The sequence below is a fragment of the Micromonospora sp. NPDC005194 genome, assembly GCF_040608335.1.
Lineage (GTDB): Bacteria > Actinomycetota > Actinomycetes > Mycobacteriales > Micromonosporaceae > Micromonospora.
On sequence record NZ_JBEXIA010000044.1, the window covers coordinates 1 to 20,240 of the forward strand.

Sequence of the window (20,240 nt, forward strand, 5' to 3'; positions counted from 1 at the left end):
GCCGAGCCCACACCCGTCACCGGCCGACGCAGCCGACCCGAGCCGGCACCGGGCAGCGCCCCGCTGGCGTCGCCGCGCCCGCTCGGGCCGCCGCCGGTCGCCCCCGCTCCGGTCACCCCTCCGCCGATCGCACCCGCGCCGATCGCCCCGGCCGCGGTCGCCGGCCCGCCGGTGTCCGCGCCTCCCGGGCGTGCCGAGCCCATCCCGAGCCGAATCGACGGCCCGACCAACCGGCCGGTCTCGTCGCCGCCGCCCCCGCCGCCGGGGATCACTCCCATCGCGCCGGCTCAGCGGGGCACCGTGCCGCCGGCCGAGGCGGGCGAGCCGTTCCGGCCGACCCTCACCACCGCCGCGATCAACCACGCGCGGGCCGAGCGGCAGCGCACGGTCATTCCGCCCCGCCCGAAGACCAACGGCGAGCGGCAGAGTCACGTGCAGCGGCCGGTCGAGGAGCCGCCCACCGGCGGGTTCAGCGCCACCGACCTCAGCATCCCGGTGCCCGCTCCCCGGCCGGGTCAGGAGTCGGCACCCCCGGGTTCCCGGGCGAACTGGCCCCTGGTCAACAACCCGGAGGACCCGGCCGACAGCTCGCCGAACAACCCCGTCGCCTACTCGTACGGCGGCAACCGCGTCGACGCCCCGACCGATCCGGGCCGGGCCGACGGTCGGGTCACGCCGCCCTGGCTGGCCGACGACCTGCCCCAGGAGCCACCCATGCTGCGGCTGGTCGAGCCGCCGCCGCTGGCGGACCGGGCACTGCGGGAAGGGCTCAACCCTCCCCCCGGTGATCCCCGCCTGGAGACGCCGCCGCTGCGGCTGGTCGACCGGGAGCAGGCCGCCCGCAACAACCGTCAGGCGCCCCGCGTCGAGCGGGCCGCCGAGCACCGGCCGCCTCCCCCGGTCGAGCACCGACCCCCGCCGGTCGAGCACCGACCGCCGCCGGTGGCCGACGAGGGCGACGGTGATCTGCTGATCTTCGCGCAGGCCAAGTCGGCGTGGTTCGTCGGGCACACCGAGGAGGAGTCCGACCTGGACTGGTCGACCACGGCCGACACCGGGTGGCAGGCCGCCGAGCAGGCAGCCCGCCCCGCGGTGGGCGCCGAGACCAACGCCGGGCTGCCGAAGCGCGTCCCGCAGGCCAATCTGGTCCCGGGTTCCCCGCTGCGCGAGGAGCGCCCACTGCGGATAGTGCGCGATGCGGCGAGCCTCGCGGAGAACACCACCGGCTACTTCCGCGGTTGGCGTCGCGGGCAGGAGATCGGCGGGTTCGCGGTGGGCGGCCGACCGGGCCGGGAGGCCGCCGGCGGCTGGGACTTCAGCCGCGACCACGGGGACCGCGACGACGACCGGGAGTACGAGTACCGCTCCGCCGGCTACCAGTCCTGAGCGACTCTCTCCCGTACGCGTTCCTTCCGCCCTCAGCCGTACACCGGCTGGGGGCGGAAGTGCGTTCAGGGGCCAACCAGACCGGCCCGCGCACACGCGGGTAGGGCGGCCCGAACGACCGCGCGCCAACGCAAGAGATCCTGGAAGGAACCCGCCCCGAAGGGCCGGACACCTTCCAAGATCTCTTGGGCGGAGCCGTACCCGCCCCGGGCAGCATTCAGCGCCCGGTGGCGGCCAGGGCCACCACCGGGCGCGAGAGCGTCCCGATCAGGCCGGGGCGACGGCGCGCGTACGGCGCATGGTGAGCACGTACTCGACCAGCGAGATCAGCACGTGCTTCGTCGACTCCCGGTTACGGGCGTCGCAGGCCACGACCGGCACGTCGCTCGAGATCGCCAAGGCGTCCCGGACGTCCTGCGGGTCGTGGTACTGCATCCCGTCGAAGCAGTTGATGGCCACCAGGTACGGCAGCCGCCGGTGCTCGAAGAAGTCGATCGCCGCGAAGCAGTCGGCCAGCCGGCGGGTGTCCACCAGCACGACCGCGCCGATCGCGCCCCGCACCAGTTCGTCCCACATGAACCAGAATCGGGTCTGACCCGGCGTACCAAACAGGTACAGGATCAGGTCACGGTCGATCGAGATCCGGCCGAAGTCCATGGCCACCGTGGTCGTCGTCTTGCCCGGCACCTGCCGGGTGTCGTCGACGCCCACGCCAGCGGAGGTCATGATGGCCTCGGTGGTCAGCGGCGTGATCTCCGAGACCGAGCCGACCAGCGTCGTCTTACCGACGCCGAATCCACCGGCGATAACGATCTTCGCCGACGTCACGCGCCCACTCGGGTTCGGTGGGCGGTGCGACATGTCAGAGCCTGCGAAGTCCACTCAGCACCCTCTCCAGCAGTTCAGTGCCCACCGCGTCGTCGGAGTCGTCCAGGATGGTCGGCTCGTGGACCGCGACCAGGCCGTCCGTCGCCATGTCGGCGATGAGCACCCGGGCCACACCGAGCGGGAGCTGCATCCGCGCCGCGATCTCGGCGAGCGATTGCACGCGTCCGTCACACAGCGCGGCGATGTACTGGTGTTCGCGGCCCTGGCCGCCGTTGCCATTGGCAGCGGCCCGACCGCGCACCGTCGTCTCGACGAGCGCCTCCAGCGCGATGTCGAGCCGGGGACGGGTTCGACCACGGGTCACGGCGTATGGACGGACCAACGCTCCGGTCGGTTCGTCACGATCGGCCATGTCGCCGCTCACCTCCTTCGCACCCCGTACCGGCTCCCACCGGTGGAACTCGTCGTTCTTGTCGTTTCAGTTGCGCCGACCACACGATCGGCGAGGCGTCAGCCCAGCATGCCCGCGGCCGCACGCGGCTGCGGGGTCAGGGCGTCGCCCACCCGGTCGACCAGTAGTGCCATCTCGTAGCCGACCTGCCCGACGTCGGAGCTGCGGGCCGCCAGCACGGCGAAGGACGAACCATCCGAGATGGACATCAGGAACAGGAAGCCATTGTCCATCTCCACGACGGTCTGGAGCACCGCGCCTCCCTCGAAGCAGCGGGCTGCCCCCTGGGTGAGGCTGACCAGACCGGACGCGATCGCGGCGAGCTGGTCTGCCCGGTCCCGCGGCAGGTCCCGTGACGACGCGAGGAGCAGGCCGTCCGCCGAGACGGCGACCGCATGTGCGACACCGGGCACCCGGTCGGCGAAGTTGGCCAGCAGCCAACCAAGATCCTGCGTAGTTGTCATCCTTCTTGCTCCTTCTGCCCGCTCCCGGCCGCTGGGCCTGAGCCAGACTGCGAGGATTGCTGCCCTCCCGGAGTCGCCTCCGGGCTGGTCGGGTTGTCCGAGGTGCTACGCCCTCGCTGCACGCCCCGGTGGTAGGCGGAGAGCAGGCCACGGACCGCCTCCGGGGAACGTCGCTGGACCGAGGTGGTGGGCTTCTCCACCGCGCCCGGCACCAGCTGCGCCATCGGCTTGCGCTTCGGCAGACCGGTCGTGGTGGTCTCGTTGACCGGCGCCGCCGTGGCCGCTGCCGAGGCGGCACGCCAGCCGTCGTCGGCGGCGGTCTGCCAGCCGTTGGTCTGCGATTGGGGCCGGCGGTTCGGCAGGCTCTCGGCGAGGCCGGGGCGTGCGCCCCCGTTCGCTGTCGACCCGTTGTCCTGCGGCGCTCCTCCGGCCGTCGGAGTGTCTGCCATCGGCGTGTTACCTGTCGTCCCGGGTGATGTCTTGTGGACTGCCCGACCGGTGGCCTCGACCGCCGCGAACTGCTGGGTCGCGTCACCGCCACCGCCGTTCGCCGCCGGCTTGTCGCCGGCCGCGGCCTCCTCCGGACCCGGACGGCGGGTACGGAACCAGGCGGACTCGAGCTCCCGGAAGATCGGCAGCTCCATGGTCTCGTCCGCGTACCGCTGGCGGTTCTGGGCCTGCGGCTGCTGCGGTGCCGGGCGGGTCTGCGCCGGCGGACGCGACGCCTGGGCCTGCTGAGCCTGGGCCTGCGGGGCCGGAGCCTGCTGAGCCGGAGCCTGCGGGGCGCGGACCTGCTGAGCCTGGGGCGCCGGAGCCGGCGGCTGGGCCGCGGTGCTCGGCTGGTCGCCGGGGCGCGGCACCCGGGGCAGCTCCGTCGTCATGTCCAGGGCGGCGGCGAGCCGCTCGGGCACCGGCGGGGTCTGCGTGTCCCGCTCGCCGCCGGGCACCGGCGGCCAGGCCGGCGGCGCCGGGGCGCTGGGCGCCGGAGCGGGCGGGGCGGACCGGGGCGTGAAGCCGCTGAACGACTGGCCGGAGGCCGGGGGCGCCGAGTACGGCTGACCGGACGCCGGGGAGGCCGAGACCGGCGACGCGGACACCGGCGGACCGGCGTACGGCTGGCCGGAGGCCGGAGCGGCGGACACCGGCGGGCTGCCGTACGGCGCACCCGAGTAGGGCTGACCGGAGTACGGCTGACCGGAGTACGGCTGACCGGACGCCGGCGAGGCGGAGACCGGCGCACCGGAGTAGGGCTGCGCGGAGACCGGCGGCGCGGAGTACGGGTGCACCTCCGGGCTGCTGGGCAACTGCCGGGGAATGGCCGGCTGCTGGCCGGTGGTCGTCGGCTCGTCGCCGGCCCGCCGCTGCGGCAGCGGGTCGATGGGCTGGCCGTTGGCCGTCCGGGGCGCGAACCCGTCGCCGCCGTTGACCCCGTTGCTCGCGCTCGCGCCGGTCAGGTCCGACCAGGCGGGCATCGAACGGTACGCACCGGTGTTGGCGGGCGTGCCGGCGCCGTTGCGCGAGGCCGGGTCGAACGGCCGGCCGCCCAGCGTGACCTGGTTGCCGGACTCGCCGGGGCGGGGTCCGTTGCCCAGCGCGGGCAGCGCGCCGAGGACCGGCGCGGGCCCACCGTGCTGCGGGCCGGCCGCGGGCAGGGCCGGCGGCTGCTGCACCCGGCCGGCGAGCGCGCGGGGCACCAGCACCGAGGTGGGCAGGGTCACGTCGGCGACCGTGCCGCGGTCGGCGCCGGGGCGCAGCTCGACGCGGACGCCGTGCCGCGACGCCAGGCGGGCGACCACGACCAGGCCCATCATCCGGGAGACAGCCACGTCCACCTGCGGCGGCGTCGCGAGCTTGTCGTTGAGCTCGTGCAGCTGCTCGCGGCTGATGCCGATGCCGCGGTCCTCCACGTACAGCGAGGCGCGGTCACCGACCCGGCGGGCCTCGACCATGACCTGCGAGTCCGGAGGGGAGAACGCGGTGGCGTTGTCGAACAGCTCGGCGATGAGGTGCACCAGATCGTTGACCGCGTGCGCGGCGACCTCGATGTCGCGGTCGATGACCCCGAACTCGATCCGGGTGTAGTGCTCGACCTCGGACTGCGCCGCGCGCAGCACGTCGATGAGCGCGGCCGGCTCACGCTGCACGCGGGTGGAGTCGGCGCCCGCGAGGACGAGCAGGTTCTCGTCGTTGCGGCGCATCCGGGTGGCCAGGTGGTCGAGCTGGAACAGCTCGGCCAGCCGGTCCGGGTCCTCCTCGCCGCGCTCCAGTCGGTCGAGGTGCCCGATGAGGCGGTCGACCAGGATCTGCGAACGACGGGCCAGGTTGACGAACATGGTCGCGACGGAGGCGCGCAGGGCCGCCTGCTCGGCGGCCGTCCGGACGGCTTCCAGGTGAACGGCGTTGAACGCCTCGGTCACCTGGCCGAACTCGTCCTTGCTGCGGACCGGCAGCGGCTCGGCGATCTGGTTGGCCAGCTGCACCGGGGAGAGCTGCCCGACGACCTGCGGGTCACGGAGTCGGGCCACCGCCTGCGGCAGCCCGTACTGGGCGACGGAGAGGGCGCCCTGACGCAGCTCACGCAGCGAACGGGCCATCGAGCGGGCGACCAGGTACGCGAAGAGGATGGCCAGCAGCAGCATGCTGAGCAGCAGGCCGGTCTCCAGGAACACCTGGCGCTGGACGTCCGAGCGCAGGTTGTCGGCCTCGGCGACCACGTCCCCGTCGAGCTTCGTCTCGACGGCGCGGATCAGCTTGGCGTTGGCCGTCATGGCCGAGTCCCACTGGTCGGGGCCGAACGGGGCGCCACGCATGTCGCCGGTGGTGTTGCCGTCGATCCAGCCGGTGTAGTTCTGCGCCTCGCGGCGGTCACCGCCGGCGACCGTCTGGTCGTGGTACTTCGCCTCGTCGGGGCTCGCGACCGCCTTGAAGCTCTGCAGAGCCTGCTGCTGGCCGGTGCCGCTGGCGATGTAGTCGGTGCGCAGCGCCGGGGTCAGCCGCTGGCCGCCCTGCACGCCCAGCGCGCGGTGGACGACGACCCGGCGGACGGCGAGGAACTCCTTCTCCCGGGCGACCGCCGCGGCGGCGCGCATCCGGTCGCTCAGGTCGTTGTCGCCGGCGAGCTGGGTGGCCGAGTCACGGATGGCGAGCAGGTCGTTGATCAGACCCTCGTACGCCTGGATGGCCTCGGCGAGCTTCAGCTTGCCGTTGAACACCTGACTGCGGACGCCCGGCAGCTCCTGCAGGTTCTGGTCGATGCCGTCGAGCAGACCCTCGAGGCTGCCCGGCAGGTCCTCGACGTCGCCCCGCTGCTGCCGGTACGGGCCCGTCGCCTGGTCGACCCGGGAGTTGACCCGGTTGTAGGCCTCCTGGTACTGCGCCTTCGGCTGCGTCCCCGTGGCCTGCAGCAGCAGCACGGCGGTGGTCCGCTCGTCCTGCAGCGTGTCGACCAGGTCACCCGAATAGCTCGACAGGTTGGCCAGGTCGCCGGCTCGGTTGGCATTGTTGAGCGTGTCCAGGTGGTCGACGAGACCACTGGTGCCCACGACGACCGTGGCGATGGTCGGCACGATCATGATGAGACCGAGCTTGGACCAGATCGGCATGTCCCGGAGCCGACTGGCCGGCCGGCGCAGCCGCGACAGGAAGGAGCCCGCCGTCTTTGGCCGTTTGCTCACGTCACCGCCCTCGCGATTACAGCTTGAACGCGTTGCCCCGGGCAACGCCCAGCGACCGACCCGGCGGGTCGGACCCCCGAGATTCCATCACGCCGGTCGGCAAGAAGAAAGCCCAGGTTGTCACCGGCCGAAGGTGTGATGAGATGTTGATGCGATTTGATAGCAGTCCGTCTGGCCGGAGTAACTGAAGGTAATGGAACATCCCCACCGCGTTGTCCTGCTCGCCGGCCCCTCAGGCTCCGGAAAGTCGTACATAGCGCAGCAAACCGGGTTGCCGGTGCTGTGTTTGGACGACTTCTACAAGGACGGCGATGACCCTACGTTGCCGCGCCGAAACGGCCAGGTCGATTGGGAATCACCGCAGTCCTGGGACGCCCTGACCGCCGTCGAAACGATTGCTCGGCTCGCCCGCGAGGGCCGTGCCGATGTGCCGGTTTATGCGATCGGCGCGGATCGACGGGTGGCCACCCGGCCATTTGATGTCGACGGATCGCCACTTTTCGTGGCCGAAGGGATTTTCGCCGCCGAGATCGTCGAGGAGTGCCGCCGCCGCGGGCTGCTCGCCGGGGCGTACGCGCTGCGCCGTCCGCGCGGGGCGACCTTCCTGCGCCGGCTGGCCCGCGACCTGTCCGAGCAGCGCAAGGCGCCCCGGGTGCTGGTCCGGCGCGGGGTGGCCCTGCTGCGGGCGGAGCCCGCGGTGCTGCGCCGGCAGATGGGGCTGGGCGCCGAGGCGGCCCGAGCCCGGGAGGTGCTGCGCCGGGTGGCCGGCCTGCTCGCCGGCCACCACCCGCACGGCCGCGAAGGCCACCCGCGGGGCTGAGGGCGCCCGCAGAGCCGAGGAGGCCACCCGCAGGGCCGAGGCCCCCTCAGGGCAGCAGCTTGGCGTACGCCGGCTTGATCACCTCGTCGATGATCCGCAGTCGCTCGTCGAACGGGATGAAGGCGCTCTTCATCGCGTTGATGGTGAACCACTGCAGCTCGCGCCAGCCGTAGCCGAACGTCTCCACCAGCAGCGACATCTCCCGCGACATGGAGGTGCCGCTCATCAGCCGGTTGTCGGTGTTGACGGTGGCCCGGAACCGCAGGTCGCGCAGGAGCCCGATCGGATGGTCGGCGATCGAGGCCACCGCGCCGGTCTGCACGTTCGACGAGGGGCAGAGCTCCAACGGGATCCGCTTGTCCCGCACGTACGCGGCCAGCCGGCCCAGCGCGCCGTCGGGGGCGATGTCGTCCACGATCCGTACGCCGTGACCGAGCCGGTCCGCGCCGCACCACTGGATCGCCTGCCAGATCGACGGAAGCCCGAACGCCTCACCGGCGTGGATGGTGAAGTGGAAGTTCTCGCGCTGCAGGTATTCGAAGGCGTCCAGGTGCCGGGTGGGCGGGAAGCCCGCCTCGGCGCCGGCGATGTCGAAGCCGACCACCCCCGCGTCGCGGTGCCGCACGGCCAACTCGGCGATCTCCTGTGAGCGCGCCGCGTGCCGCATGGCGGTGAGCAGGGTGCCCACCCGGATGGTCAGGCCGGCCTCGACGGCCTGGGCGGTGCCCTCGGCGAACCCGGCCAGCACGGCCTCGACCACCTCGTCCAGGCTCAGGTCCCGTTCCAGGTGCTGCTCGGGGGCGAAGCGCACCTCGGCGTAGACGACCCCGTCGGCGGCCAGGTCCAGCGCGCACTCCCGCGCCACCCGGCGCAGCGCCGGCCCGGTCTGCATGACCGCCACGGTGTGCGCGAACGTCTCCAGGTAACGCTCCAGCGACCCGGAGTCGGCGGCTTCGACGAACCAGCGTCCGAGCGCCTCCGGGTCGGTGGTGGGCAGCTCGTGCCCCACCTCCGCGGCCAGCTCGACGATCGTCGCCGGCCGCAGCCCTCCGTCGAGGTGGTCGTGCAGCAGCGCCTTCGGGACCTTGACGATGTCCTCGTACCGGATTGCCATGCTCCGACCCTAGTCATGCCTGAGCCGGATACGGGCGGTGGTGCCGCTGCCGCCGCCCGCGCCAGCGGTGCGGGCTCCCGGGCAGCCGGGCTCCCGCACCGCCGCGCTATGCGAGAGCGGTAAAGCCGAATCCGGCGTCGGCCAGCACGAGCAGGCTGAGCGCCGCCAGCACGGCGGAGCTCACGCCGAGGCTCCACCGCAACGCCCTCGGTGCCTGCCGACGAGCGGCCAGCACGAACAGGACCAGGGACACGACCGCACCGCCGGGTGCGCTGGCGACCAACGTGGCGAGCACGACGCAGCAGACGGCCACCACGGTGAACCGACGCTGCCGATCCAATCGGGGCGGCACCTCGACGCGTTCCGCGGTCATCGTCACCCTCCTCTTCCCGGTCTTTCCGAGTCTACGACGGTCCGGCGTCAGGCATCCCGGAGCGCGCTCACACCCCGCCCTTTTCGGCCCGCACCGAGCCGTCGCGGTAGCTGTAGAGCCGGATCCACGGGTCACTTTCGGCGACGCACGCCAGACGCACGGTGCAGAGCTCGAACTGCGCCTGCACGTAACTGGTGTAGTAGGAAACCCCGTAGAGATCGGTGTGCTTGACGTTGTTCGGGCCGCTCCTGACGCCACGGTACTTCCAGCCCTGCACCTGACCCGGGCCGTAGATGTAACCGGCGGTGTCCGGCGTAGAGATGCGCGTGATGGTGCGCCTGCCGTAGTTGTAGCAGTAATAGACGGACTCGGTGAACCTCCACAGCTTCGCCTTGGTGACCCCACCCTTGAAATAGAGGGTGGCGCCGTTGGTCTTGCAGCTATCGCCGCCGGACGCGGAGCCCGCGCCGTCCGGAGTCGGCCAGTCGGCCGGCGGCTGACCGAGCGCACCGGACTCGACCGGGTCGGGATCCTGCAACTCGATGCCGTCCGGATCCGTCGGGACGGATTCCGGGATCGCAAGCAGTTCCTCGGTGGACAGCGTCGCTAGGATTGCCCAGTCCACGGTCAGCCCCGTGCTCGACGCGGACGTCTGCAGAGCCGCGGTGGCAGCCGCCAGGGCGGTCGCGTGGGCGTCGTCCTCGGCGTATGCCGGGGTGGAGAGGCCGACCACGGCGACACCAGCCACAAATGCGGCGAGCAGCGTTCGGCTTAAGGAGCGTTCAATGCGCATGTACATCCCCCATGTCTCAAGTAATGACGAGCGGAGGCTAGCAAGCTAATTGGATCTCGTTCGACCACGACGACTCATCGGTAATTTCGCTATTCATCAAGTTGAAATAGTATTTAATAGACAGATTGGTTATGTCGGGCATCGTGTCCGGCGCTGACCGCGCAGCTCACCGACCTCCGTTGGCCGGCCGACACTCAACGCAGCACGCGTCGACTCTCGGCCCGACATAGGATCTGGCGGTGGCAGACCCCGCACCCACCCCGCTGGCACCAGTGGCGGCCCGGCTGCGCTGCCCGGTCTGCGGCGAACCGCTGGCCGAGACGACCGCCGGCACCGCCTGGGCGCTGCGGTGTCCGCGCGGGCACAGCTTCGACGTGGCCCGGCAGGGGTACGTCAACCTGCTCGCCGGCCGCGCACCGCACTCCGGGGACAGCGCCGAGATGGTGGCCGCCCGCGCCGACTTCCTCACCGCCGGGCACTACGACCCGGTCTCGGACGCCCTGGCCGCCGCCGCGACGCAGGCCGTGCAGCACCTGCGCGAGGTGTCGTCGCTCGACGCGTACCCCCTGGTGGTGGATGCCGGCGCGGGCACCGGCCGATACCTCGGCGCGGTGCTGGCGGCGCTGCCGGACGCCGTGGGTCTGGCCCTGGACGTCTCCAAGCCGGCGCTGCGTCGCGCGGCCCGGGCGCATCCCCGGGCGGCCGCGGCGCTCGCCGACACCTGGCAGCGGCTGCCCCTCGCGGACGGCTCGACGGCCGTGCTGCTGAACGTGTTCGCCCCGCGCAACGGCGCGGAGTTCCACCGGGTGCTCGACCCGGCCGGCACGCTGCTCGTGGTGACGCCCGCCGCCGACCATCTCACCGAACTGGTGGACGCCCTCGACCTGCTGCGGGTCGACCCGGACAAGGCCGACCGGGTGGCCGCCAGCCTGGGCGGGCACTTCACGCCGGTCAGCTCGACGGTGCACCGCGCGGAGCTGGCGCTGACCCGGCCGGAGGTCGCCACGCTGGTCGGGATGGGTCCGAGCGCCTGGCACACCAACCCGACCGCCCTCGCCGAACGGCTGGCCGCGCTGCCCGAGCCGGTCCGGGTGCGCGTGGCGGTCCGGCTGGACGCCTACCGACGCCGCTGAGGCTCAGGTGGAGAGGTCGACCTCTTCCCAGCCCGGCGGCTCGTCATGGTACGGCCCGCGCAGGATCACCGCCCACTCCAGCGCCCAGCGTCGCTGCCCGATCGCGTTGGCGTCGACCAGCCCCGGCGCCCGCCGGCCGCTCCGCTCGGTCTCCAGGTAAGCCCAGTCCAGGCAGTAGTGCAGATCGAGCAGGGCCGCCGCGTCGGCCGGGTGCTGCGGCGCGGCGAGGATCCGGGACTGCCAGCGGCCGAAGGTCTCCCCCTCGGCGATGTGCGGCAGCCGCTCGACCAACCGTTCGTCCACCGCCAGGGTGGGATCGAGCTGTTTGCTGAGCCCCAGCACCCAGGCCAGCGCGAAGAGCGCGTCGTGGTGCAGCACGAACGACCGGTGGTCGCCCTTGCCGCCCATCACGAACTGCCACTCCGGCGGGGTGACCATCTCGACCAGGTGCGAGCCGAGCAGCCAGCTCATCGCCGCCTGCGGGGGCATCCCGAAGCAGCGCGCCAGGATGAGGTGCAGCACGGCGATGCGCGCCTCGATCTCCGCCCTGGGTCGCAGCTCGATCGCATCACCCGGCTCCCAGACGAGCGGGAACTGGGCCGGCGGCAGCGGCAGGCCGAGCCGGGACAGCTCGTCCAGGCTCGCCTCGCGCACCTCGCGCGGGTCGGGGGCAGGTACGGTCACGGGGCAACTTCCTGTCTGCTCGCGACGGCTCAACGCCGGCTGTCCCCCCTTGGCCTGCGAGAATAGCGCTCCCAGGTGACGGGCACCACGCCGCCCCGACCTCCGCCCCGGTCAGCCGATCCGCTCGATGACCAGGGGCGTCGCGGTTGGCGCGGTCGGTGCAATGTGCACCGCGCGACTTGCCTCCGCCAGGGCCGCCGGAATCCGCGACGGGTCCTCGGCGCGCAGCTCGTAGAGGGCGTCCCCGACCCGCACCGGATCGCCCGGCCGCTTGTGCAACACCACCCCGGCCGGCACGCTGACCGGGTCCTCCTTGCGGGCCCGGCCCGCGCCGAGCCGCCAGGCCGCAACCCCCATGGCGTACGCGTCGACGGCCGCGACGTGCCCGTCCTGCTCGGCGCGGACCACCTCGACCTCCGGCGCGGTCGGCATCGGCGCGTCCGGGTCGCCGCCCTGCGCGCGGATCATCGCCCGCCAGGAGTCCATCGCCCGCCCGTCGCGCAGCGCCGCCTCGGGGTCGGCGTCGGGCAGGCCGGCGGCGTCGAGCATCTCCCGGGCCAGGGCGAGCGTCAGCTCCACCACGTCGGCCGGCCCGCCCCCGGCCAGCACCTCGACCGACTCGGTCACCTCGACCGCGTTGCCGATGGCCAGGCCGAGCGGGGTGGACATGTCGGTGAGCAGGGCGACCGTCCGCACGCCGTGCGCACCGCCCAGCTCGACCATCGTGCGGGCCAGCTCGCGGGCCTGGTCGACGGACTTCATGAAGGCACCAGAGCCGACCTTGACGTCGAGGACGAGCGCGCCGGTGCCCTCGGCGATCTTCTTGCTCATGATCGAGCTGGCGATCAGCGGGATCGCCTCCACGGTGCCGGTCACGTCGCGCAACGCGTACAGCTTGCGGTCGGCCGGAGCGAGCCCGGCGCCGGCCGCGCAGATCACCGCGCCGACATCACCGAGCTGGGCGATGAACTCGTCGTTGCTCAGCGAGGCCCGCCAGCCCGGAATGGACTCCAGCTTGTCCAGCGTGCCGCCGGTGTGCCCGAGGCCGCGCCCGCTGAGCTGCGGAACGGCGGCACCGCACGCGGCCACCAGCGGGGTGAGCGGCAGGGTGATCTTGTCACCGACACCGCCCGTGGAGTGCTTGTCGACGGTCGGGCGACGGACCGCCGAGAGGTCGAGGCGCTCACCGCTGGCGATCATCGCGGCGGTCCACCGGGCGATCTCCGGCCCGGTCATGCCGTTGAGCAGGATCGCCATGGCCAGCGCCGACATCTGCTCGTCAGCGACAACCCCCCGGGTGTACGCGTCCAGCACCCAGTCGATCTGCGCGTCCGACAGCACACCCCCGTCCCGCTTCACCCGAATAACGTCAACAGCAGCAAACCCACTACTCATCAGAATGATCTTTCCTCGTCTGTTGCAGATCCCGACCCACGGACAGCCCGCACCGAGGGATTGGGCCGACCGTGCCCGGCGGAGGGATCAAGCCTGACCGCCCGGAGCCGGGCACGGTCGGCCCAATCCCCACCCTCAAGAAGCAGACCACCGCACCGGGATCTCCAACGGCGGCTCCCCCTCGCCGGCCCAGAAGATCGTCCCGGTCTCGTCGACCACGACCACGCGGGGCGTGCGGGCCATTCCCCAGGTGATCGCCTCGGCCGGATCGTCCCAGCTCGGGGCTTCCTCCAGCACGCCGGTCTCGGCGCTCGCGTCGTCTCCCGCCGAGCGCTCCCAGTACGCCGTCCAGACCTGCTGCCCGTCCGAGAGGTCCGGGTGCACGAAGACGGTGCCGCGTCCACGCCAGGCGGCCAGCCGCTCCGGGACCACCGGCACCGGAGTCTCCCCGGTCACCGCCTCCAGGTCCTCCACGCCGAAGGCGTGCGGCAGCAGTTCCGCCATCCGCAGCGGGCGGGTCTTCGTCTCGATCAGGCACTCCGGCCCGCCGTTCTCCCAGAGCAGTTGCCGGCACCGGCCGCACGGCATCAGCGGCTCACCGGTCGCGTCGACGCAGGAGAGCGCGACGAGGCGCCCGCCACCGGTGGCGTGCAGGCTGGACACCACTCCGCACTCGGCGCAGAGCGTCACCCCGTACGCGGCGTTCTCCACGTTGCAGCCGACCACCACGCGGCCGTCGTCGACAAGCGCGGCCGCGCCGACGGGGAACGTCGAGTACGGGGCGTACGCGTGCCGCATCGCCTCGGTGGCGGCGGCCCGCAACCGCGCCCAGTCAATGTCGGTCATCCCATCATTCTGCCGAAGCAGCCCAGGTCAAAAGCAGGCAGGGCGGCAACCCCGCCCACCCCGCCGCCCTGGCGCGGTGATCAAGAGGTTTGCGTCAGGAAAGTCGTCCATCCTGACGCAAACCTCTTGATCACCAGAGGGGTGGGTGGGGGTCAGCCCTTGATGTACGGCTTGCCGTCGGCGGCGGGTGCCCGGACCCGGCCGACCAGGCCGGCGACCGCCAGGATCGTCGCCAGGTAGGGCAGCATGGCCAGGAACTGGCTCGGGATCACACTGTTGATGGCACCGAGGTAGGTGGCGAGCTGGTCGGCGAAGCCGAAGAAGAGCGCGGCGAGCAGCGCCCCGGTCGGGTTCCACCGACCGAAGATCAGCGCGGCCAGCGCGATGAAGCCCTTGCCGCCGATCATGTTCTTGGTGAACGAGTAGAGCGCCAGCGTGTACGACGCGCCACCGATACCGGCGACCACGCCGGCCAGCAGCACGTTGCGGTAGCGCACCCGCAGCACCTTGACCCCGAGCGTGTCGGCGGCGATCGGGTGTTCGCCGACCGACCGGGTCCGCAGCCCCCAGCGGGTGCGGAAGAGCCCGATGTGGATCACCAGCACCAGCAGCAGGCCGACGTAGAGGAAGATGTTGCCGCGGAACAGCGCCGGCCCGAGCACCGGGATGTCCTTGAGCAGGGGGATCTCCCAGTTGCTGAAGCGCGGCGCGCTGTTGTACTTCTCCGCGTCGGTCTGCATCAGCCGCTCGTAGAGGAAGCCGGTGACGCCGACCGCGAGCAGGTTCAGCACGATACCCATGACGACCTGGTCCACCAGGTAGCGGATGGCGAAGACGGCCAGCAGCAGCGAGATGAACGCGCCACCGATGGCGGCGGCGACCAGACCCACCCAGACGCTGCCGGAGATGCTGCCGAACAGCGCGCCGCTGAACGCGCCCATCAGCAACTGCCCCTCGATGGCCACGTTGACCACGCCGGACCGTTCGCAGAGCACGCCGGCGAGCGCACCGAAGATCAGCGGCAGGGCCAGGATGAACGTGCCCCGGATGATGTTGACCAGCGGCATGAAGTTCTGCCCGGCGGGCGCGGCGGAGACCTGCCAGCAGAGGAAGGAGAGCACGAAGGCGACCAGCCCGACGCCGAGCACCGGCAGGAACCAGCGCTTCGGCACGCCGGCGAGCAGGGCCGCGCCGGCGGCGATCGCGATGATCCCGAACAGGATCGCGCCGATCGTGCCGTTGATCTCCAGCGCGGCACCGGCCGCGTCGTCGCTCAACGTGAACCGGGCCTCCTGGTCGGTGGCGAGCGCCCCGAACAGCACCGCCGCCAGCAGACCGAGCGCCGTCAGCGTGAGGCCGACCTTGCGGGTACGGGTCCAGAAACCCTCGTCGACGCCGACCGCGACGTCGGGGACAGCCATGGTGGACATGCGTTACCAGCCCTTCGCCAGGCTCGTCTGCAACCGGGCGGCCCGTGCGGCCCGGAGCTGGAAGATCGCCTTTACCAGGGCGGGTGCGGCGATGAAGATGACGATCAGTGCCTGGAGCACGGTCACCAGCTCCAGCGAGATGCCGGAGTACGACTGCATCCGGTTGCCGCCGGCCTGGAGCGCACCGAACAGCAGCGCGGCGAGCAGCACCCCCCACGGCTTCACCCGGCCGAGCAGCGCCACCAGGATGCCGTCGAAGCCGATCTGCGCCACCACCAGCGGCGTCAGCGCGCTGGCGGTGGAGCCGAGCACCATGTTCGAGCCGCCCAGACCGGCCAGGACCCCGGAGAAGACCATGATCAGGATGTACGTCCGGGTGACGCTGATGCCCGCCGTCCGCGCGGCGTCCGGGTTGGCGCCGACCGCGCGCAGCTCGAAGCCGAGCGTCGACCGGTTGAGCAACCAGGCGACCGCCCAGGTGGCCAGCACGGCGAGCAGGATGCCGGCGTGCACCCGCAGGTTGTCGCCGAGCAGGCGGGGCAGCTGGGCGGAGGTGTCCACCGCCTTGCTGATCGCGTCGGTGCGGGTTGGGTCCTGCACGCCGTTCTGAACGATGAGCCAGGTCAGGAAGTACGTGGCGACGTAGTTGAGCATGATCGTGTTGATCACCTCGTGCGCGCCGGCGCGAGCCTTGAGAATGCCCGGGATGAAGCCCCAGATCGCTCCGCCCAGCGCGCCGGCAAGCACCGCCACCAGCAGGTGCAGGCCGGGCGGCAGCGGCAGCAGGAAGCCGGCCAGCGCGGCCAGGATCACGCCGATGGTCGCCTGACCCTGCGCGCCGATGTTGAACAGGCCGCCACGGAAGGCCAGCGCCACCGCCAGGCCGGTGAAGACCAGCGGCGCGGCGTACGTCAGCGTCTCGGAGATCGGCGCGAGCACCGCCTGCCAGCCGTTGCTGCCGTTCACCCAGCCGGAGAACGCCTCGGGGTCGAAGATCGAGCCCTTGAACAGGTTCGCGTACGCCTCGCTCACCAGCGTCCAGCTCGAGGTGAGCGCGTCGGCCGGACGGGCGGTGATGTAGGTGTAGGTGTGCAGCACGTCCGGGTCAGAGACGATCATCAACACCGCGCCGACGACGATCGCCAGCACCAGCGACAGCAGGGTCACCGTGAAGGTGTTGGCCGCCCAGAGGTTATCCAGGAAGAGCCGACCCAGGGACGGCTTCGGCTGCGGCTCGGGGGCCTTCGGCGTGGTGGTCGTGCCGGCCCGCTCGGTGTTGCCGAGCGCGTTCTGCGCCGCCTGCGCCTCGCTCGCCGGCTCCTTGTCCGGAGAGCCCGACTGCGGATTGGGGTTGGTGGTCATGCCTCGTCCTCGCTCGCGGGGCCGTCGGCGCGCGCCGGACCCCCGTCGGCCGTGCCGGCCGCGTCCGGGTGGATGCCGGCCATCAACAGACCGATCTCCTCACGCGGAGTGTCCGGGCCGACGATGCCGATGATCCGTCCGCGGTACATCACCGCGATCCGGTCGGCCAGCCCGACCACCTCGTCAAGCTCGCTGGACACCACCATGACGGCGGTGCCGATGTCCCGCTCGTGGATGATCTGGCTGTGGATGAACTCGATCGACCCGACGTCCACGCCACGGGTGGGTTGGGCGGCGATGAAGAGCTTCAGCGGCCGGGACAGCTCCCGCGCCACGATCACCTTCTGCTGGTTGCCGCCGGACAGGGTGCCCACCGCCGCGTCCGCCGATGAGGTACGGACGTCGAACTGCTCGATCCGCTCCCGCGCCGACGACGCGATGGCGTCCGGCTTGAGGGCGAGCCCGGCACCGAACGGCGGCCGGTCGTAGATGTCCAGCACCAGGTTCTCGGCGACGCTGAACTCCTTGACCAGGCCGTCCACGCTGCGGTCCTCGGGCACGTAACCGACGCCGGCGCGGAGCACCTTCTTGGTCGTCCAGCCGTCGATCCGGTCGCCGCCCAGGCTGACCGTGCCGGCGAGCACCGGGCGCAGGCCCATGATCGCCTCGATCAGCTCCGTCTGGCCGTTGCCCTGCACGCCCGCCACGCCGAGCACCTCGCCCGCGCGGACGGTCAGGTCCACGCCGTCGACCGCCCGGACCTGCCGGTCGTCGTCAACGACCAGCCCGGCCACCTCCAGCACCGGCTCGCCCGGTGCGGCCGGCGACTTGTCGACGGTCAGCCGCACGCTGCGGCCGACCATCAGCGCGGCCAGCTCGTCCCGGCTCGTCTCCGGCGAGGCCGTGCCGACGGTCTTTCCGCGCCGGATCACCGTGATCCGGTCGGCGATGGCCTTGACCTCGCCCAGCTTGTGGGTGATGAAGACGATCGACTTGCCGGCCGCCTTCAGCGACCGCATGACCGTCAGCAGGTCCTCGGTTTCCTGCGGGGTGAGCACCGCGGTCGGCTCGTCCAGGATGAGCAGGTCGACGTCGCGGGTGAGCGCCTTGACGATCTCCACACGCTGCTGGATGCCGACCGGCAGATCCTCGATCACCGCATTCGGGTCGACCCGCAGGTTGTAGCGCTCGGACACCTCGGTGACCTCGCGCCGGGCCCGCCGCCGGTCCAGGAAACCGGCGATGCCGCCCCGGACCTGCTCGGCGCCGAGCATGATGTTCTCGGCCACGGTGAAGACCGGCACCAGCATGAAGTGCTGGTGCACCATGCCGATCCCGGCCGCGATGGCATCGGACGGGCCCTTCAGCTTCAGCGGCGTGCCGTCGACCAGGATCTCGCCCTCGTCGGGCTGGTAGAGCCCGTAGAGCACGTTCATCAGGGTCGACTTGCCCGCGCCGTTCTCGCCGAGCAGGGCGTGGATCTCTCCAGGCTCCACCGTCAGGTCGATGTGATCGTTGGCGACCAGATCACCGAACCGCTTGGTGATGCCGCGCAGTTCGAGTCTCAGCGCAACCTCCTGGAGTGCGAGCGATGGTGCAGCGTAGCTGCCGGTCGACCGGGCCGGACCACGCCGGTCACCGTGGCGCGCGATCGGCCGCTCCGGCCCCACGGGTGGTCACCCGCGGGCCGGAGCGGCCGGATCGGTCGTACCTGTACCCCGCCGCTCCTGCGATGATCTCACCGGAGGGGCCGGGCGGTTGTCACTTGGTCGGCTGGGCCTTCGAGGTGACGGTGATGGTGCCGGCGGCGATGTCCGCCTTGATCTTGTCGACCTCGGTCTTCAGCTCGGCCGGAACCTTGCCGTCGAAGTCGTGGTACGGGGCGATCGAGACACCGGTGTTGGCCAGGGTGCCGACGAAGCCCGGCTTGGCCTGCAGCTTCTCGCCACCGGCGGCCTTGAGCACGGCCTCCTTGACGGCCTCCGGGATGTTCTTGACCACGGTGGTGATGATCGCGGCGCAGTCCGGGGTGCTCTCGCAGCCGTCGACGTCCACCCAGATGGTGCTGTACTTGCCGCCCGAGGCCTTGGCCGCGGCGGTGGTGCCGAGGCCGGAGCCGCCGGCGACCGGCATGATGATGTCCGCGCCCTGGGCGACCAGCGCGTCGGAGACCTTCTTGCCCTCGTCCTGCTTGGCGAAGTCGTTGGTGAAGGAGCCCTTCTGGGTCTCCTTGTTCCAGCCCAGCGCCTGGACGTTCTTGCCCTTGGCGGTGTTGTAGTACTTCACACCGTCGACGAAGCCGTCCATGAAGATCGTCACCGGCGGGATCGGCAGACCACCGTAGGTGCCCACCTTGCCGGTCTTGCTCATCCCGGCGGCGAGGTAGCCGGCCTGGAACGCGGCCTGGGCGGTGTCGAACTGCATCGGGTAGACGTTGGCGTCACCCGGGTTGGCATCGACGATGCCGAACTGCTGGTTCGGGTTCGCCTTGGCGATCTTCGAGGTGGCGTTGGCCATCAGGCCGCCGACCGCCAGGATGAAGTCGCACTTCTGGTTGACGAACTGCGTCAGGTTCGGCTCGTAGTCGGGCTCGGACTTTGACGCGACGTACTTGATGTCGATGTTGTCGTTGGCGGCCTTGGCCTCCTGCAGACCCTTCCAGGCCGAGGTGTTGAACGACTTGTCGTCGATGCCGCCGACGTCGGTCACCATGCAGGCGCTGTACTTCTTGGCGCCACTGCCGGCGTTCTTGTCACTATCGGGGGCCTCGCCACACGCGGCGGCGCTGAGCACGAGCCCACCTACCGCGAAGATCGAGGCGATCCGCATCCCACGCACCGAGCGCAAGACGTCTCCTTCCCATTGCACACCGCGCCTAGTGCGGTGGCAGCCCATCAGCCGACCTGCGGGTGTGCCGCCGGCTGTCCCACGTTACGGACGGGAGCGTACGCCCGCGCCCACCCACCGGCCGACAATCGTGCACGACTGTTGAGCGCCTGTTACCCGGGTGTAACCCTTGCGTGGGGCACATCACTCTTCGTGCTGGTAACCGAGCATCGAGGCGTCCCGAACGTCCGGTTCGCGGAGGTCATCCCCTCCGCCGGACGTTACCGCCAAAAGACCGCGACCGCCGCGTTGACCAGGGTCAGGCCGACGATCGCGAGGAAGTGGCCGCGGTTGACCACGTCCCGCTTCCGGGAGAAGAAGACCATGACGAAGATCAGCAGCGCGATCACCAACTTCGTCACAAGTTTCGCCGGGTCCGGCTCGTTGTCACCACCGCCGCGCAGCGGCGCGGAGAGACCGAGCCCGGTCAGCAGCTGGATCACGGCGCCCCAGAGCATGGCGGAGTTGATTCGCAGCTTCCCGCTGACGTACTGGGCGATCGAGCCGCCGAGCAGCAGGGCGAAGCCGATCAGATGGACATAGAGGAGAATGAGTCGCAGTGCTTCCACGCCGCCCATCCTCCCCCATCAACGACAGTTCG

At 71.3% G+C, this 20,240-nt stretch carries 17 protein-coding genes and 1 pseudogene; 3 read left to right on the forward strand and 15 right to left on the reverse strand.

The window, feature by feature from the left end; translation table 11 throughout:
* Positions 1–1,386: pseudogene (locus ABZU53_RS27565) on the forward strand (transposase); the annotation flags it as partial.
* Positions 1,387–1,653: 267 nt separating this feature from the next.
* On the opposite strand, the gene ABZU53_RS27570 reads toward ABZU53_RS27565, so the two are convergent.
* The 4 genes from ABZU53_RS27570 to ABZU53_RS27585 all read right to left on the reverse strand — a co-directional run bounded on the left by ABZU53_RS27570 (position 1,654) and on the right by ABZU53_RS27585 (position 6,803).
* Positions 1,654–2,247, reverse strand: coding sequence for an ATP/GTP-binding protein (locus ABZU53_RS27570; RefSeq protein ID WP_007455465.1), 594 nt, complete (start codon positions 2,245–2,247; stop codon positions 1,654–1,656).
* A gap of 1 nt (position 2,248) precedes the next feature.
* Entirely contained in the window at positions 2,249–2,626 is a 378-nt protein-coding gene (locus ABZU53_RS27575) for a DUF742 domain-containing protein (protein ID WP_030329021.1), read from the reverse strand.
* A gap of 98 nt (positions 2,627–2,724) precedes the next feature.
* Positions 2,725–3,129 (reverse strand): roadblock/LC7 domain-containing protein, encoded by a 405-nt coding sequence (locus ABZU53_RS27580; RefSeq protein ID WP_007455462.1) that lies wholly within the window; start codon positions 3,127–3,129, stop codon positions 2,725–2,727.
* Positions 3,126–6,803, reverse strand: a complete 3,678-nt coding sequence (locus ABZU53_RS27585; RefSeq protein ID WP_355068404.1) for a nitrate- and nitrite sensing domain-containing protein — start codon at positions 6,801–6,803, stop codon at positions 3,126–3,128. The genes ABZU53_RS27580 and ABZU53_RS27585 overlap by 4 nt, the downstream gene beginning before the upstream one ends.
* Positions 6,804–7,305: 502 nt before the next feature.
* Here ABZU53_RS27585 and ABZU53_RS27590 point away from each other — a divergent pair.
* The gene (locus ABZU53_RS27590) at positions 7,306–7,623 is read left to right on the forward strand and encodes a hypothetical protein (RefSeq protein ID WP_355068405.1); all 318 of its coding nucleotides are present in this window, start codon (positions 7,306–7,308) and stop codon (positions 7,621–7,623) included.
* Between the two features lie 46 nt (positions 7,624–7,669).
* Here the strand turns inward: ABZU53_RS27590 and ABZU53_RS27595 are convergent, their stop codons facing one another.
* The 3 genes from ABZU53_RS27595 to ABZU53_RS27605 all read right to left on the reverse strand — a co-directional run bounded on the left by ABZU53_RS27595 (position 7,670) and on the right by ABZU53_RS27605 (position 9,903).
* Entirely contained in the window at positions 7,670–8,737 is a 1,068-nt protein-coding gene (locus tag ABZU53_RS27595) for an adenosine deaminase (RefSeq protein WP_355068407.1), read from the reverse strand.
* A 106-nt stretch (positions 8,738–8,843) separates the two neighbouring features.
* Positions 8,844–9,110 (reverse strand): hypothetical protein, encoded by a 267-nt coding sequence (locus ABZU53_RS27600; protein WP_354863207.1) that lies wholly within the window; start codon positions 9,108–9,110, stop codon positions 8,844–8,846.
* Between the two features lie 67 nt (positions 9,111–9,177).
* Entirely contained in the window at positions 9,178–9,903 is a 726-nt protein-coding gene (locus ABZU53_RS27605; protein WP_355068409.1) for a hypothetical protein, read from the reverse strand.
* A 263-nt stretch (positions 9,904–10,166) separates the two neighbouring features.
* On the opposite strand from ABZU53_RS27605, the gene ABZU53_RS27610 reads away from it, so the two are divergent.
* On the forward strand, positions 10,167–11,036 hold the full coding sequence (locus ABZU53_RS27610) for a putative RNA methyltransferase (RefSeq protein WP_355068446.1): 870 nt from the start codon (positions 10,167–10,169) through the stop codon (positions 11,034–11,036).
* Between the two features lie 3 nt (positions 11,037–11,039).
* Here ABZU53_RS27610 and ABZU53_RS27615 read toward each other — a convergent pair whose 3' ends face one another.
* From ABZU53_RS27615 to ABZU53_RS27650, 8 genes are all read right to left on the reverse strand, one after another.
* On the reverse strand, positions 11,040–11,720 hold the full coding sequence (locus ABZU53_RS27615; RefSeq protein WP_354863209.1) for a DUF4272 domain-containing protein: 681 nt from the start codon (positions 11,718–11,720) through the stop codon (positions 11,040–11,042).
* Between the two features lie 111 nt (positions 11,721–11,831).
* A complete protein-coding gene (locus ABZU53_RS27620; RefSeq protein WP_355068411.1) occupies positions 11,832–13,115 on the reverse strand; it encodes a thymidine phosphorylase in 1,284 nt (427 codons plus the stop codon).
* 135 nt (positions 13,116–13,250) lie between these two features.
* The gene (locus ABZU53_RS27625; RefSeq protein ID WP_355068413.1) at positions 13,251–13,961 is read right to left on the reverse strand and encodes a cytidine deaminase; all 711 of its coding nucleotides are present in this window, start codon (positions 13,959–13,961) and stop codon (positions 13,251–13,253) included.
* Between the two features lie 152 nt (positions 13,962–14,113).
* On the reverse strand, positions 14,114–15,391 hold the full coding sequence (locus ABZU53_RS27630) for an ABC transporter permease (RefSeq protein WP_355068414.1): 1,278 nt from the start codon (positions 15,389–15,391) through the stop codon (positions 14,114–14,116).
* A gap of 3 nt (positions 15,392–15,394) precedes the next feature.
* Complete coding sequence (locus ABZU53_RS27635) at positions 15,395–16,753, reverse strand: ABC transporter permease (protein WP_355068416.1); 1,359 nt, start codon at positions 16,751–16,753, stop codon at positions 15,395–15,397.
* Positions 16,750–18,423, reverse strand: coding sequence for an ABC transporter ATP-binding protein (locus ABZU53_RS27640; RefSeq protein WP_355068418.1), 1,674 nt, complete (start codon positions 18,421–18,423; stop codon positions 16,750–16,752). The genes ABZU53_RS27635 and ABZU53_RS27640 overlap by 4 nt, the downstream gene beginning before the upstream one ends.
* Positions 18,424–18,514: 91 nt before the next feature.
* Complete coding sequence (locus ABZU53_RS27645) at positions 18,515–19,582, reverse strand: BMP family ABC transporter substrate-binding protein (protein WP_355068448.1); 1,068 nt, start codon at positions 19,580–19,582, stop codon at positions 18,515–18,517.
* 278 nt (positions 19,583–19,860) lie between these two features.
* Positions 19,861–20,208, reverse strand: coding sequence for a hypothetical protein (locus tag ABZU53_RS27650; protein WP_355068420.1), 348 nt, complete (start codon positions 20,206–20,208; stop codon positions 19,861–19,863).
* Positions 20,209–20,240 lie beyond the last annotated feature (32 nt).

Coding starts and splice junctions, on each gene's coding strand:
- ABZU53_RS27595 (WP_355068407.1), bottom strand. CDS start 8,737: ATGGCAATCCGGTACGAGGACATCGTCAAGGTCCCGAAGGCGCTGCTG.
- ABZU53_RS27600 (WP_354863207.1), bottom strand. CDS start 9,110: ATGACCGCGGAACGCGTCGAGGTGCCGCCCCGATTGGATCGGCAGCGT.
- ABZU53_RS27620 (WP_355068411.1), bottom strand. CDS start 13,115: ATGAGTAGTGGGTTTGCTGCTGTTGACGTTATTCGGGTGAAGCGGGAC.
- ABZU53_RS27605 (WP_355068409.1), bottom strand. CDS start 9,903: ATGCGCATTGAACGCTCCTTAAGCCGAACGCTGCTCGCCGCATTTGTG.
- ABZU53_RS27570 (WP_007455465.1), bottom strand. CDS start 2,247: ATGTCGCACCGCCCACCGAACCCGAGTGGGCGCGTGACGTCGGCGAAG.
- ABZU53_RS27580 (WP_007455462.1), bottom strand. CDS start 3,129: ATGACAACTACGCAGGATCTTGGTTGGCTGCTGGCCAACTTCGCCGAC.
- ABZU53_RS27630 (WP_355068414.1), bottom strand. CDS start 15,391: ATGTCCACCATGGCTGTCCCCGACGTCGCGGTCGGCGTCGACGAGGGT.
- ABZU53_RS27645 (WP_355068448.1), bottom strand. CDS start 19,582: ATGCGGATCGCCTCGATCTTCGCGGTAGGTGGGCTCGTGCTCAGCGCC.
- ABZU53_RS27575 (WP_030329021.1), bottom strand. CDS start 2,626: ATGGCCGATCGTGACGAACCGACCGGAGCGTTGGTCCGTCCATACGCC.
- ABZU53_RS27625 (WP_355068413.1), bottom strand. CDS start 13,961: ATGACCGACATTGACTGGGCGCGGTTGCGGGCCGCCGCCACCGAGGCG.
- ABZU53_RS27635 (WP_355068416.1), bottom strand. CDS start 16,753: ATGACCACCAACCCCAATCCGCAGTCGGGCTCTCCGGACAAGGAGCCG.